General features: G+C 69.3%; 9 protein-coding genes. All 9 read right to left on the reverse strand.

What is annotated here, in order from left to right:
- Positions 1-514: 514 nt before the first annotated feature.
- The 9 genes from serA to EV644_RS37390 all read right to left on the reverse strand — a co-directional run bounded on the left by serA (position 515) and on the right by EV644_RS37390 (position 13,208).
- Positions 515-2,113: a phosphoglycerate dehydrogenase gene (gene serA / locus EV644_RS37350; protein ID WP_132195375.1), complete on the reverse strand. Its 1,599-nt coding sequence runs from the start codon at positions 2,111-2,113 to the stop codon at positions 515-517.
- Between the two features lie 181 nt (positions 2,114-2,294).
- Positions 2,295-3,539, reverse strand: a complete 1,245-nt coding sequence (locus EV644_RS37355; protein WP_241999316.1) for a S1 family peptidase — start codon at positions 3,537-3,539, stop codon at positions 2,295-2,297.
- 129 nt (positions 3,540-3,668) lie between these two features.
- Entirely contained in the window at positions 3,669-4,688 is a 1,020-nt protein-coding gene (ilvC, locus tag EV644_RS37360) for a ketol-acid reductoisomerase (protein WP_132195401.1), read from the reverse strand.
- 120 nt (positions 4,689-4,808) lie between these two features.
- Positions 4,809-5,471 carry an acetolactate synthase small subunit gene (gene ilvN / locus EV644_RS37365; RefSeq protein ID WP_132195373.1) on the reverse strand — a complete coding sequence of 221 codons (663 nt, stop codon included), beginning with the start codon at positions 5,469-5,471 and terminating at the stop codon, positions 4,809-4,811.
- A gap of 2 nt (positions 5,472-5,473) precedes the next feature.
- Positions 5,474-7,219: an acetolactate synthase large subunit gene (locus EV644_RS37370; RefSeq protein ID WP_132195371.1), complete on the reverse strand. Its 1,746-nt coding sequence runs from the start codon at positions 7,217-7,219 to the stop codon at positions 5,474-5,476.
- Between the two features lie 313 nt (positions 7,220-7,532).
- Positions 7,533-9,230, reverse strand: coding sequence for a dihydroxy-acid dehydratase (ilvD, locus tag EV644_RS37375; protein WP_132195369.1), 1,698 nt, complete (start codon positions 9,228-9,230; stop codon positions 7,533-7,535).
- Positions 9,231-9,335: 105 nt separating this feature from the next.
- Positions 9,336-11,597, reverse strand: a complete 2,262-nt coding sequence (locus tag EV644_RS37380; protein WP_132195367.1) for an MMPL family transporter — start codon at positions 11,595-11,597, stop codon at positions 9,336-9,338.
- Between the two features lie 188 nt (positions 11,598-11,785).
- On the reverse strand, positions 11,786-12,073 hold the full coding sequence (locus tag EV644_RS37385) for a ubiquitin-like small modifier protein 1 (protein WP_132195365.1): 288 nt from the start codon (positions 12,071-12,073) through the stop codon (positions 11,786-11,788).
- 46 nt (positions 12,074-12,119) lie between these two features.
- The gene (locus EV644_RS37390) at positions 12,120-13,208 is read right to left on the reverse strand and encodes a WD40/YVTN/BNR-like repeat-containing protein (protein ID WP_132195363.1); all 1,089 of its coding nucleotides are present in this window, start codon (positions 13,206-13,208) and stop codon (positions 12,120-12,122) included.
- Positions 13,209-13,220: the final 12 nt, after the last annotated feature.

Raw genomic sequence — 13,220 nt, forward strand, 5'->3', positions numbered from 1 at the left:
TCAAAACCCACACCCCCTACAACCCCCACACCGCCTGGGCCCACCGCACCCAAACCACCGCCGCTTGACACCCCTAACACCAGGGATGTCTGTCGTTCGGTACAGCCGTGCCGGAGCAGTTCCTCGGGGCGGCGTCCAAGAAGGCGAGCCGAGTCCCAGGCCCACCCCTCGCGGCGACCTTGTAACACCCGAGCCCGCTCCACGAATATCCACTCCACCGCTGGCGATCCCTGCCCTCTGGCCCGATTCCGGTCTGTTGGGCGTCGCCGTTCTCACGGCCGCGGCAGTTCTGCTCGCAGTACTCCGCGACCGCCCGGCATACGCTCAGCGGCGACGTAGGAGCCGTAACCCGGGGTGGGCATGCGAGGCAGTACAAGAAAAGGTAGGCCCGAGCGCGCTCCCGGGTGGGAGGGCTCGGGCACTGGCCGGCCGCCATGCGCCTGCGGGCGGCAGGCCTGTCCCCTTCCAGTCTGACGGGACCCCCGGGTCGGCCTCTCACCCGGGGGTGTTGCTGTCAGGCCTCTAGGTCGACCGTGCGGGCCGTGTCAGCCTGGACCACGGTGGCGATGTCGTCGAGGACGGCGGGGCTGATGCTGGAGTCGACGCTGAGGGCGACCAGCGCCTTGCCGCCCTTACGGTCCCGGCTGACCTGCATCCCTGCGATGTTGATGTCGGCCTCGCCGAGGATCCGCCCGACCGCGCCCACGATGCCCGGCCGGTCCTCGTAGCTGAGGAAGGCCAGGTGCGCCGAGAGCTCGATCTCCAGGTCGAACCCGTCGATCTCGACCAGCCGCTCGGACTGCTTGACGCCGACCAGCGTGCCGGACACCGACACCTGCCCGCCGTCGGCGAGGGTGCCGCGCAGGGTGATCAGGTTCCGGTGCTCCGGGCTGTCGTGGTCGGTGACCAGCCGGACCTCGAGACCACGCTCGGCCGCGAGCAGCGGCGCGTTCACGTAGGACACGTTGTCCTCGACGACGTCCGCGAACACACCCTTCAGCGCGGCCAGCTCGAGCACCTTCACGTCGTACTGGGTGATCTCGCCGCGCACCTCGACGTCGAGCTGCTGGGCGACGCCACCGGCCAGCGCGGTGAAGATCCGGCCGAGCTTCTCGGTCAGCGCGATCCCCGGCCGGACGTCCTCGGCGATCACGCCGCCCTGGACGTTGACCGCGTCCGGGACCAGCTCGCCGGACAGCGCGAGGCGGACGGACTTGGCGACGGCGATCCCGGCCTTCTCCTGCGCCTCGTCGGTGGAGGCGCCCAGGTGCGGCGTGGCGACGACGTTCTCGAACTCGAACAGCGGGGAGTCCGTGCACGGCTCCTTCGCGAACACGTCCAGCCCGGCCGCCGCCACCCGGCCTTCCTTCAAAGCGCTGTAGAGAGCCTGCTCGTCGACGATGCCGCCGCGGGCGGCGTTCACGATGATGACCTCGGGCTTCACCTTGTGCAGCTGCTCGTCGCCTATCAGACCGATCGTCTCGGGCGTCTTCGGCAGGTGCACGGAGATGAAGTCGCTGGCGGCCAGCAGCTCGTCGAGGGAGGCGAGCCGGACCCCCATCTGGGCGGCGCGGCCGGCCTGCACGTACGGGTCGTACGCGATCACGTTCATGCCGAAGGCGGCCAGCCGTTGCGCGACCAGGACGCCGATCTTGCCGAGGCCGACGATACCGACGGTCTTCTCGAACAGCTCGACCCCGCTGAACTTGCTGCGCTTCCAGTCGCCGTTCTTCAGCGACAGGTCGGCGGCCGGCACCCGGCGGGCGGCGGCCAGCAGCAGCGCGACGGCGAGCTCGGCGGCGCTGACGATGTTGGAGGTCGGCGCGTTGACGACCATCACGCCGGCCTGGGTGGCGGCCTTCACGTCGACGTTGTCGAGGCCGACGCCGGCGCGGGCGACGACCTTGAGCTTCTTGGCGGCGGCGAGCGCCTCGGCGTCCACCTTGGTGGCGGAGCGGATCAGGATCGCGTCGACGTCGGCGATGGCCGGGATCAGCTCGGCGCGGTCGGCGCCGTTGATCTGCCGGATCTCGAAGTCGGGGCCGAGCGCCTCGACGGTGGCCGGGGACAGTTCTTCGGCGATCAGGACGACGGGTCGGGCTGCGACAGTCATGGAGATATCTCCTGCAGAAGCGGTAGGGGCTCGTAGAGTCAGAGCACCGCGCTGTGCCCGCTGTACTCGATGGTACCCCGTCCCGGTTCCACCCATCCGCGGGGCCACCATCCGGTACGCCGTACCGCCGTGGTCTGTGGCGACCGCTGAGCCCGGACCACACGTGGCTCGAGGGGCCGGGTCAGTCGGTGTCGCAGTTCTGCGGTTCGCTGACCTGCCGGGACAGGTCGACGCGGAGGCGGCCACCTTCCCGGACCAGCTGGTACCGGTTGTCGAGCCGGTTGCAGGTCTGCCCGGCGGCGCCGTTGCTGTTCGGCGAGAAGAGCACGGTGAAGGTCATCCGGACGTTCGCGCCGCTGACGCCGTTGCGGGTCACCTCGATGATCCTGCCCCCGAACATGAACGACGTCTCGTGCCGGTCAATGTCCTGCTGCTCGGTCATCCTGCCCGCGAGCCGCTTCGAGTAGAGCGTCCGGATCCCCCGGAAGTCATGCTTGTTCATGGCGGTCAGGTAGGCCCTGAGCACGGCCAGGGACTCTCCGGCCAGCGGCGTGTTCGCTACCACCAGCTCCGGGGTCATGGTGATCTGCGGCCCACGCGCCCGCTGGCAGCTGCCACCTGGCTCCGGCGTGATCCCGTCCGCGCCGGCACCGGTGTACTGGCGGAGCCGAGCGAGCGGGACGACCGTGGCGTCGGCGACCGTGTTCCCGGTGATCAGGCCGACGACCTGGCCTGACTTGTCGAGCACCGGTGAACCGAGCTTGGTGGGGTTGAGCACCGACGGGAGTGGTCGGGGCTCCTTCGTCGTGCCGACCGGCTGGATCGTCTGGCGTCCTGCCGCGATGAACCCGAGGACCGCCAGTTCTGCTCGCGGCGCAGGCACCTCTTGCGCCAGGGTGGCCGCGCTGTCGTCGAGCCTGCCGATCATCCGGAGCAGCGCGACCCCGTCGGAGCTGCTGCCGAGCACGTTGGCCCGGCGTACTCGGCCGTCGGCGGTGAGGAAGGCGACGGACATCGGCTGCTTGATCGCCGAGGCCGCGGTCAGGATCAGGCCGTCGGGCAGCAGCACGCCGGTCGATTCACCGGTCCCCTCGCAGGTCGTCGCGAACACGCGGACGACGCTGGGACCAGCCAGTTCGAGCACCTCGGCCGTGTCCAGTCGCAGGCTGTCCTGACGGATGAGCCAGCCGGCTCCCGCACCGACGACCAGCGCGAACCCGATCAGCGGGACCAGGAACCGCCACCGCAACCTCGGCGGCAGCGGCGGCTCGGAGGACGGCACCGGCGTCGGCGCCTGGATCGAGGTCAGCTGGGCGGTCGCCCCGGAGGGGACGCGTCGCGGTGGCCTCGGCAGCTCACGCCTGCCGTCCTCCACCATTCGCAGCCCCCTGCTCGGATCCCGTCCGTCACCGATTGTGTCAAACATACGGACAACGTCCGGGCCACCGAGGCGGTGACCCGGACGTTTCGTCCAGCCGGTACTGCGCTCAGCCGGTCATCGTGCGCCCGGCCGGCTCTGCGGCAGCCGGGTGATCGTGCGCCCGGCCAGCCATGGTCAGCGGGCGGAGGTGCCCTCCACGTAGTCGTCGTCGTGCGACTTGACCCAGGCCATCAGCGAGCGCAGGTCCTTGCCGACGGCCTCGATCGGGTGCTCCTCGCTCTTCTTCCGGAAGGCGGCGAACTCCGGCGCACCGGCGTCCTGGTCGGCGATGAAGCGGGCCGCGAAGGTGCCGTCGGTGATGTCGCCGAGGACCTCCTTCATCCGCTGCTTCACCGAGGCGTCGATGATCCGCGGGCCGGACACGTAGTCGCCGTACTCGGCGGTGTCGGACACGGACCAGCGCTGCTTGGCGATGCCGCCTTCGTAGATCAGGTCGACGATCAGCTTCAGCTCGTGCAGGCACTCGAAGTACGCGACCTCGGGCTGGTAGCCGGCCTCGGTCAGCACCTCGAAGCCGGACTGGATCAGCGCGGAGACACCACCGCAGAGCACGGCCTGCTCGCCGAACAGGTCGGTCTCGGTCTCCTCGGTGAAGGTGGTCTTGATCCCGCCGGCGCGGAGGCCGCCGATGCCCTTGGCGTAGGACAGCGCGAGCTCCCAGGCCTTGCCGGTCGGGTCCTGCTCGACCGCGACGAGCACCGGCACGCCGCGACCCTCGCTGAACTCACGACGGACCAGGTGACCCGGGCCCTTCGGCGCGACCATGAAGACGTCGACGCCGGCCGGAGGCTTGATGTAGCCGAACCGGATGTTGAAGCCGTGACCGAAGACGAGCGCGTCGCCGTCGACCAGGTTCGGCTCGATCGCCTCCTTGTAGAGGGAACGCTGGGCCGGGTCCGGAGCCAGCACGACGATGACGTCGGCCTCCTCGCAGGCCTCGAACGGGGTCAGCACCCGCAGCCCCTGGGCCTCGGCCTTGGCGCGACTCTTCGACCCCTCCGGCAGGCCGACCCGGACGTCGACGCCGGAGTCGCGCAGGGACAGCGCGTGGGCGTGGCCCTGGCTGCCGAAGCCGAGCACGGCCACGTTACGGCCCTGGATCACCGACAGGTCGGCGTTGTCGTCGTAGAACATTTCTGCTGCCACTGGGAGCTCGTCTCCTTGATTTTCTCGAGAGGGGTCGACTGACGATCGGTACGTCGGTGCCGGCCTGGGTGGTTCGCCCTGACCCTGGCGGGCCGGGGTGATGCGCCGTCAGCCCTGGCGGGCGGGAGCGGCGGGGCGGTGACCCGGCGGCGGCGCCGGCACCGGGTGGGACGGTGGGTTGGCCCCGTTCGCGGCGGTCTGGCCCGCGGGCCTGGCCTGGAGCGCGGGGGCGCCCGTCGCCACGTGCGGCGGCGGGACCGGGACGGGGCGCAGGGTGCGGTCGGAGATGGAGCGGCTGCCCCGGCCGATCGCGACCATGCCGGACTGGACCAGCTCGCGGACGCCGAACGGTTCCAGCACCCGGAGCATGGCCTCGAGCTTCTCGGGGTTGCCGGTCGCCTCGATGGTGATCGCGTCCGGAGCCACGTCGACCACCTTCGCACGGAACAGCTGGACGGTCTCCAGCACCTGTCCCCTGCTGAGGGTGTCGGCCTTCACCTTGACCAGCAGCAGTTCGCGCTGCACGGTCGCGGCGGGCTCGAGCTCGACGATCTTGATCACGTTCACCAGCTTGTTCAGTTGCTTGGTGATCTGCTCCAGCGGCTGCTCGTCCACGCTGACCGCGATGGTCATCCGGGACACCTCGGGGTGCTCGGTCGGACCGACCGCGAGCGAGTCGATGTTGAACCCGCGCCGCGAGATCAGCGCGGCGACGCGGGCCAGCACACCGTGCTTGTTCTCGACCAGGATCGAAAGAGTGTGTTTCGACATCTCTACAGTTCCTCCGAGTCCCAGTTGGGGGCCATGTCGCGGGCGATCCGGATGTCGTCGTTACTGGTGCCGGCGGCAACCATCGGCCAGACCATCGCGTCGCGGTGCACGACGAAGTCGACCACCACCGGCGCGTCGGTGACCGCCATCGCCTTCTCGATGGTGGCGTCCACGGAGTCCTTGTCCGAGCACCGCAGCCCGACGCAGCCCATCGCCTCGGCCAGCTTGGCGAAGTCCGGGATCCGGGCCGAGTGCAGATCGGTGTTGGAGTAGCGCTTGTCGTAGAACAGCGTCTGCCACTGCCGGACCATGCCGAGCGACTGGTTGTTGATCACCGCGACCTTGATCGGGATGCCCTCCAGCGCACAGGTGACGAGTTCCTGGTTCGTCATCTGGAAGCAGCCGTCGCCGTCGATCGCCCACACCGTCTTGTCCGGCCGGGCCACCTTCGCGCCCATCGCGGCGGGCACGGAGTACCCCATCGTGCCGAGGCCGCCGGAGTTCAGCCAGTGCAGCGGCTTCTCGAACGGCAGGTAGTGCGCGGCCCACATCTGGTGCTGCCCGACGCCGCTGGTGTAGATCGCGTCCGGGCCGGCGATCTGCCCGATCCGCTGGATCACGTACTGCGGGGAGAGGCTGCCGTCCTCCGGCTCGTCGTACCCGACCGGGTACTTCGCCTTCACCGAGTCCAGCAGGTTGCGCCAGCTGGAGTAGTCCGGCGTGTGGGAGTTCGCGATCTCGGAGGCCAGCGCCGCGATCAGATCGACGATGACCTCCTTGCAGTCACCCACGATCGGCACGTCGGCGGCGCGGTTCTTGCCGATCTCGGCCGGGTCGATGTCCGCGTGGATCACCTTCGCCTCGGGGGCGAACGAGGAGAGCTGGCCGGTCACCCGGTCGTCGAACCGCGCACCGAGACAGATCAGCAGATCAGACCGCTGAAGTGCGCCGACGGCCGAGACCGAGCCGTGCATGCCGGGCATGCCGAAGTGCAGTTCGTGGGTGTCGGGCAGAGCACCCCGCGCCATCAGCGTGGTGACCACCGGGATGCCGAGCTTCTCGGCGAGCTCCTTCAGCTCGACGTGCGCCTTGGCCCGGATCACGCCGCCCCCGACGTACAGGACGGGCTTCTCGGCGGCGACGATCAGCCGGGCCGCCTCGCGCACCTGCTTGGGGTGCGGGCGGGTCACCGGACGGTACCCGGGCAGCGAGAGCTCGGTCGGCCACTGGAAGTCCACCTTGGCCTGCATCGCGTCCTTGGTGACGTCGACGAGCACCGGGCCGGGGCGGCCGGTCGAGGCGATGTAGAACGCCTCGGCGATCGTGCTGGCGATCTCGTTCGGGTCGTTGACCAGGAAGTTGTGCTTGGTGATCGGCATCGTGATGCCGCGGATGTCCGCCTCCTGGAAGGCGTCCGTGCCGATCGCGGCGCTGGCCACCTGGCCGGTGATCGCGACCAGCGGCACCGAGTCCATGTACGCGTCGGCGATCGGGGTCACCAGGTTGGTCGCGCCCGGCCCGGAGGTCGCCATACAGACGCCGGTCTTGCCGGTGGCGGAGGCGTAGCCCTGGGCGGCGTGGCCGGCGCCCTGCTCGTGACGTACCAGGATGTGGCGGATCTGGGTCGAGTCGAGCATCGGGTCGTACGCCGGGAGGATCGCCCCGCCCGGGATGCCGAAGACGGTGTCCACTCCGGCATGTTCCAGTGCGCGGATCAGAGCCTGTGCCCCGGTCAGCTGCTCACTCATGAGTGCCTTCCCTTGTCAGTCACGGTGGTTCTTTGCTCGGGCCGTTCGGCGATCGATCGTCCTCGGCCCTGGGGCCTGCCGGCCGGCTTCTGGATCACAGAAAACCTGCCTCAACAACAGAAAACCCCCTCCGCCGGGTGGGCTGAAGGGGGCGCGCTCGACTCGGGGTCGCGTCAGTCGGCGCGCCGCACAAGTACGAGGAGAATCGATCGCATGCAGTCACCTTTGCCGACTCCCCTCGATCCGGTCAAGCCTGGCGGAGTTCCGTCCCACCAGCTGAGATGCTCGTCTTACTTCTGAACAGTTTAGGACGTCAGATACAGACTGCTCCCTCGGAGGCCGAACCGACCAGCCGGCGGTACTTGCCGAGGACGCCCTTGGTGATGGCCGGCTCCTTCGGGGACCAGCCCTCGCGGCGCCGCTCCAGCTCCTCCGGTTCCACGTGCAGCTCGAGGGTCCGGTTCTTCACGTCGAGGGTGATCCGGTCGCCGTCGCGGACGAAGGCGATCGGGCCACCGTCCACCGCTTCCGGGGCGACATGTCCCACGCAGAGTCCCGTCGTACCGCCGGAGAAGCGGCCGTCGGTCAGCAGCAGGACGTCCTTGCCGAGGCCCGCGCCCTTGATCGCGCCGGTGACCGCGAGCATCTCGCGCATCCCCGGGCCGCCCTTGGGACCCTCGTACCGGATCACCACCACATCACCAGCCTTCAGCGAGCCGTCCTCGACCGCGTCCATCGCGCCCCGCTCGCCGTCGAAGACCCGCGCGGTCCCCTCGAACACGTCGCTGTCGAAGCCCGCGCTCTTCACCACCGCGCCCTCGGGCGCCAGGGTGCCCTTGAGGATGGTGATGCCGCCGGTGCCGTGGATCGGCCGGTCCAGCGCGCGGATGATCGTGCCGTCGACATCGGGCGGCGCGATGTCGGCCAGGTTCTCCGCGAGCGTCTTGCCCGTCACGGTCAGGCAGTCGCCGTGCAGCAGACCGGCGTCGAGCAAGGCCCGCATCACCACCGGGATCCCGCCGACGCGGTCGACGTCCGTCATCACGTACCGCCCGAACGGCTTCAGGTCGCCCAGGTGCGGGACCTTGTCGCCGATCCGGTTGAAGTCGTCGAGAGCCAGATCCACCTCGGCCTCACGAGCGATCGCCAGCAGATGCAGTACCGCGTTGGTGGAACCGCCCAGCGCCATCACCACGGCGATCGCGTTCTCGAACGCTTCCTTGGTGAGGATCTGCCGAGCCGTGATCCCCTTCGCCAGCAGATTCACCACCGCCTCGCCCGACTTGCGGGCAAACCCGTCGCGACGGCGATCCACCGCAGGCGGAGCAGCCGAGCCCGGCAACGACATACCGAGTGCTTCAGCCGCGGACGCCATCGTGTTCGCCGTGTACATCCCGCCGCAGGCACCCTCACCAGGGCAGATCGCGCGCTCGACGGCGTCCACGTCCTCGCGGCTGATCAACCCTCGCGCGCAAGCACCGACAGCCTCGAAGGCGTCGATGATCGTGACGTCCTTGTCGCCGAGCCTCCCCGGCATGATCGACCCGGCGTACAGGAAGACCGACGCGAGATCGAGCCGGGCCGCGGCCATCAGCATGCCGGGCAGCGACTTGTCACAGCCGGCCAGCAGTACGGAGCCGTCGAGCCGCTCGGCCTCCATCACCGTCTCCACCGAGTCGGCGATGATCTCGCGGCTGACCAGCGAGTAGTGCATCCCGACGTGGCCCATGGAGATCCCGTCGGACACGCTGATCGTGCCGAACTCCAGCGGATACCCACTCGCAGCGTGCACGCCGTCCTTGACGGCCTTCGCGAGCCGGTCGAGGGACAGGTTGCAGGGCGTGATCTCGTTCCAGCTGGAAGCGACCCCGATCTGCGGCTTCACCCAGTCGTCATCACCCATCCCGACCGCCCGGAGCATCCCCCGGGACGCTGTAGCCTCGAGCCCGTCCGTGACGGTCCGGCTCCTCGGCTTGATGTCGGGCGTGGTCTGCGTGGCATCGGTCGACATGGTCCTCACTCTAGGACCCGGGCCCGGCGCTGGGACCTGACCCCGGGTAGCGAGGAAGCCACCCGGGGTCAGGAAACCTGCTGGGCGTTGGGAACCCGCTCGGTGTCAGGACACGCGTTCGGGGGACGGGGTCTCGCGCGCCGGCGGCTGCGGGGTGGGGCCACCCTCGAGCTGGATGTCCGGGATGATCCGGTCGAGCCAGCGCGGGAGCCACCATGCCTTGTCGCCGAGCAGCGTCATCACCGACGGGACGAGCACCATCCGCACGATGCTGGCATCGATGAGCACCGCGACCGCCATACCGACCGCGAGCATCTTCACGGTCGGGTCGTCGTCGAGGACGAAGCTCAGGAAAACCACGACCATGATCGCCGCCGCCGTCGTGATCACGCGGGCCGTCGCGCCGATCCCGATCGCCACCGCGCGATGGCTGTCGTTGGTCGCGATCCACGCCTCATGGACCCGGGAGAGCAGGAACACCTCGTAGTCCATCGACAGCCCGAACACGATGGCGAACATCAGCATCGGCACGAAGGACGGGATCGGAACGTTCTCCTCGATCCCCACCAGCGAGGACCCCCAGCCCCACTGGAAGACGGCGACGATGACGCCGTACGCGGCGCCGACCGACAGCAGGTTGAGGATCGCGGCCTTGACCCCGATCAGGATCGACCGGAAGGCGACCGTGAGCAGCAGGAAGGCCAGCAGTACGACGGCGCCGATCAGCCACAGCATCCGCCCGGCCACCTTCTCGGTGAAGTCGACGTACCCCGCGGTGGTGCCGACGACGTAGGTCTTCTCCTGCTGACCCGCCAGCACGTCGTCCCGGATCCGGTTGACCAGGTCCTCGGTGTCCGCCGACGACGGTGAGGTGGTCGGGATGACGTTGATGATCGCCGTGGTGCCGGCGCTGTTCGTACTGGGTGGCTGTACTGCGGCCACACCCGCCTGCTTCTGCAGCGTGGATGCAAGGTTGGTCAACAGGGTCTGTTTGTCTGCCGAACTCTCACTCGGAAGCGTCACGACCACCGTCAGCGGGCCGTTGGCGCCCGGACCGAATCCCTCGGCCACCAGGTCGTACGCCTTGCGGCTCGAGTCGGAGGTCGGGTCGGTGCCGGCGTCGAGTTGGCCCAGGTTCATCGAGAGCAGCGGGATGGCCAGGACCAGCAGGACGAGCGTGGCGACGATGCCGTAGGGCCACGGCTTGTCGCTCACCCGGCGTCCCCATCGAGCGAAGGCGCTCTGCTCGTGCTTCGCGTCGCGCCGCTCCCGCTCCTCCGCCCGATGCTCCGCGATCGCTGCCTCGTCGGGAAGATCGGCCTCGAGCGAACGTTCCGCCGTCAGGTGATGCCGGTCCGCGCGGTTCAGGACGAGCAGCTTCGCTAGCCCGAGCATGGCCGGTATGAGAGTGAGCGCGGCGAGGACAGTGACCGCGACGACGATGGCCGACGAGAGCCCGAGCGCGCCGACGAACGGCACGCCCGAGACATAGAGCCCGAGGATCGCGATGACCACCGTGCCGCCGGCGACGAGGACGGCGGCGCCCGAGGTCGACTCCGCCCGGCCGACCGATTCCTCGACGGTCATGCCGTCGTCCAACTGCTCGCGGTGGCGGGACACCAGGAAGAGCCCGTAGTCGATCGCGACTCCCAGGCCGAGCAGGGTGGCGACTGTCGGCGCTGAGACCGGGAAGTCCTTCACGGCGGCGAGCAGGCCGAGGATCGCGAGTCCTCCGCCGACGCTGAAGACCGCGGAGACCAGCGGCAACCCGGCCGCCACGATGGACCGGAACATCAAGAACAGCAGCAACAACGCGAGCCCGAGGCCGATCGCCTCCGAGAGCGCGTCATCCGCCTGCTTCCCGATCTGCCCGGCGCCGCCGCCGTACTCCACCTCGAGACCGGCGGCCCTGGCCGGTTGGACGGCCGCGTCCAGCGAGTCGAGGTACGTCGCGTCGAGCGACGCCGGCACCACCGAGAACGAGACAGGAGCGTTGACAATGGCCCCGTCCTTGGAGATGTACGCCGTCTGCGAGGTCGCCAGCGGATCGGTGGCCGCGACGACATCGGGGAGTTCGGCAACGGCCGCCATCGACGTCTTGACCGCGTCGGCCTGATCCGAGACCTTGCCGGACTTCGCGTGGAAGACGATGGAGCCGGAGTAACCGCCCTGGTTGGAGAAATCCTTGTTCAGCACGCTCAGTCCGGCCGAGGACTCGCTGCCCGGCACGGTGTAGTCGTTCACATACGTGCCACCGAAGGCCGAACGGAGTACGAACAGACCAGCGACGAGCACCACCCAGCCGCCGATCACGAACCAGTGATGGCGTGCGGCCCCCCGGCCGAGACGATCCAGAAATGCGTGCATACGGCACCTACCCCCCGCGGGCCCGGACGCAGGCCGGGCCGCACCCACCACTGACGGTAAGTGCGCCCCCAACCTCGCCACAACCCCGAGGCGCAGCCCGACTCCCCACGCTAGAAGACAACCACGTTCCGTCACCACCTCGACCAGCCGAGCCGAGACCCCAACAAACAGTGTTGTTCCGGGCTCGCTCAGCCGCCTGCGACGCTGGGGAGGATGAGGAGTTCGTCGCCGTCGGTCAGGGTGGTGCCGAGGCCGTCGAGGTCGCGGACGTTGTCGTTGCCGAGGAAGACGTTGACGTGGCGTCGGAGGGCGCCTTGTTCGTCGGTCAGGCGTCGTTGCAGCGCTGGATGTTCCTGCTCCAGCGCGGCGAACACGGCACCCACCGTGGTCTCCGCCTCTCCCGACGTGACCTCGACCCGCTCGACGCCACCCGCGAACGGCCTCAGCACCGTCGGCAACTTCACCACCACCGCCATCGATCCACCTCTCTTCAAGTTCCGCCACGACCCGCAGCACCGGGGGTCAGAGGACGGCGGCGCGGACAGTCAGTACGTCGGGCAGGTGGCGGGCCACCTCGGTCCAGGTGTCGCCGGCATCGGCGCTCGCGTAGACGCAGCCGTCGCGGGTCCCGAGGTAGACGCCCGCCGGGTCCGCTTGGTCGACGCACAGCGCGTCGCGCAGCACCGGCGCGTAGGCCGGGACCTCAGGCAGGCCGTTCGTCAGGGCCTCCCACGTCGATCCGGCGTCGCGGGACCGGTACACGTGGCACTTCCCGTCGGCGGGGATCCGGTTCGCGTCCGCGATCAGCGGGAAGACGTAGACCGTGTCGGGCTCGTGCGGGTGCACCACGATCGGGAACCCGAAGTCCGACGGCAGCCCGTCCGCGATCGACTTCCAGATCGTGCCCCCGTCGTCGGACCGGTAGACGCCGTGGTGGTTCTGCGCGAACATCCGCTCGGGCAGCGCCGGGTGCCCCGCGAGCTTGTGCACGCACTGGCCGAACTCGGGGTCCGGGTCGGGCATGAAATGCGCCTTGATCCCGTGGTTCGCGGGCTCCCACGAGTCACCGCCGTCGGAGGTCCGGTAGACCCCGCCGGTCGACATCGCGACGCTCATCCGGGCGGGATCCGCTGGATGCGGGAGCACGGTGTGGATGGCCTGCCCGCCGAAGCCCGCGTCCCAGTCCTTGCGGTGCGGGTGGTCCCACAGGCCGCTGACCAGCTCGAACGTCACTCCCCCGTCGGTCGACTTCCACAACGACGACGGCTGCGCCCCGGCGTACACGACTCCCGGCTGGTCGGCCGGGGCCGGCTGGATCTGCCAGACGCGTTCCAGCGATGCGTCGGCCTCCGCCGGGAAGCCGATCGAGCCCTCCGGCGGCTCGTCCCACGTCTTGCCGAGGTCGTCGCTGTGGAAGACGGCCGGTCCCCAATGCTCGCTGGTCCCGCCGGTGAACAGGCGCGGCCGGTCGCCGCGGGTGTCGATGCCGACGGAGTAGATGCCCTGCATCTCGAACTGTGGCCCGTCGAGCGTCCAGTTCCGGCGCTCGGCGTCGCTCCGTCCGATCCAGAGCCCTTTCTTGGTCCCGATCAGCAGTACGGCCTCGGACATCGTCGTCCCTCC

Origin of the sequence: Kribbella orskensis (assembly GCF_004342085.1) — a bacterium.
Lineage (GTDB): Bacteria > Actinomycetota > Actinomycetes > Propionibacteriales > Kribbellaceae > Kribbella > Kribbella orskensis.

Coding starts and splice junctions, on each gene's coding strand:
- EV644_RS37370 (WP_132195371.1), bottom strand. CDS start 7,219: ATGAGTGAGCAGCTGACCGGGGCACAGGCTCTGATCCGCGCACTGGAA.
- serA (WP_132195375.1), bottom strand. CDS start 2,113: ATGACTGTCGCAGCCCGACCCGTCGTCCTGATCGCCGAAGAACTGTCC.
- EV644_RS37355 (WP_241999316.1), bottom strand. CDS start 3,539: ATGTTTGACACAATCGGTGACGGACGGGATCCGAGCAGGGGGCTGCGA.
- EV644_RS37385 (WP_132195365.1), bottom strand. CDS start 12,073: ATGGCGGTGGTGGTGAAGTTGCCGACGGTGCTGAGGCCGTTCGCGGGT.
- EV644_RS37380 (WP_132195367.1), bottom strand. CDS start 11,597: ATGCACGCATTTCTGGATCGTCTCGGCCGGGGGGCCGCACGCCATCAC.
- ilvD (WP_132195369.1), bottom strand. CDS start 9,230: ATGTCGACCGATGCCACGCAGACCACGCCCGACATCAAGCCGAGGAGC.
- ilvN (WP_132195373.1), bottom strand. CDS start 5,471: ATGTCGAAACACACTCTTTCGATCCTGGTCGAGAACAAGCACGGTGTG.
- EV644_RS37390 (WP_132195363.1), bottom strand. CDS start 13,208: ATGTCCGAGGCCGTACTGCTGATCGGGACCAAGAAAGGGCTCTGGATC.
- ilvC (WP_132195401.1), bottom strand. CDS start 4,688: ATGTTCTACGACGACAACGCCGACCTGTCGGTGATCCAGGGCCGTAAC.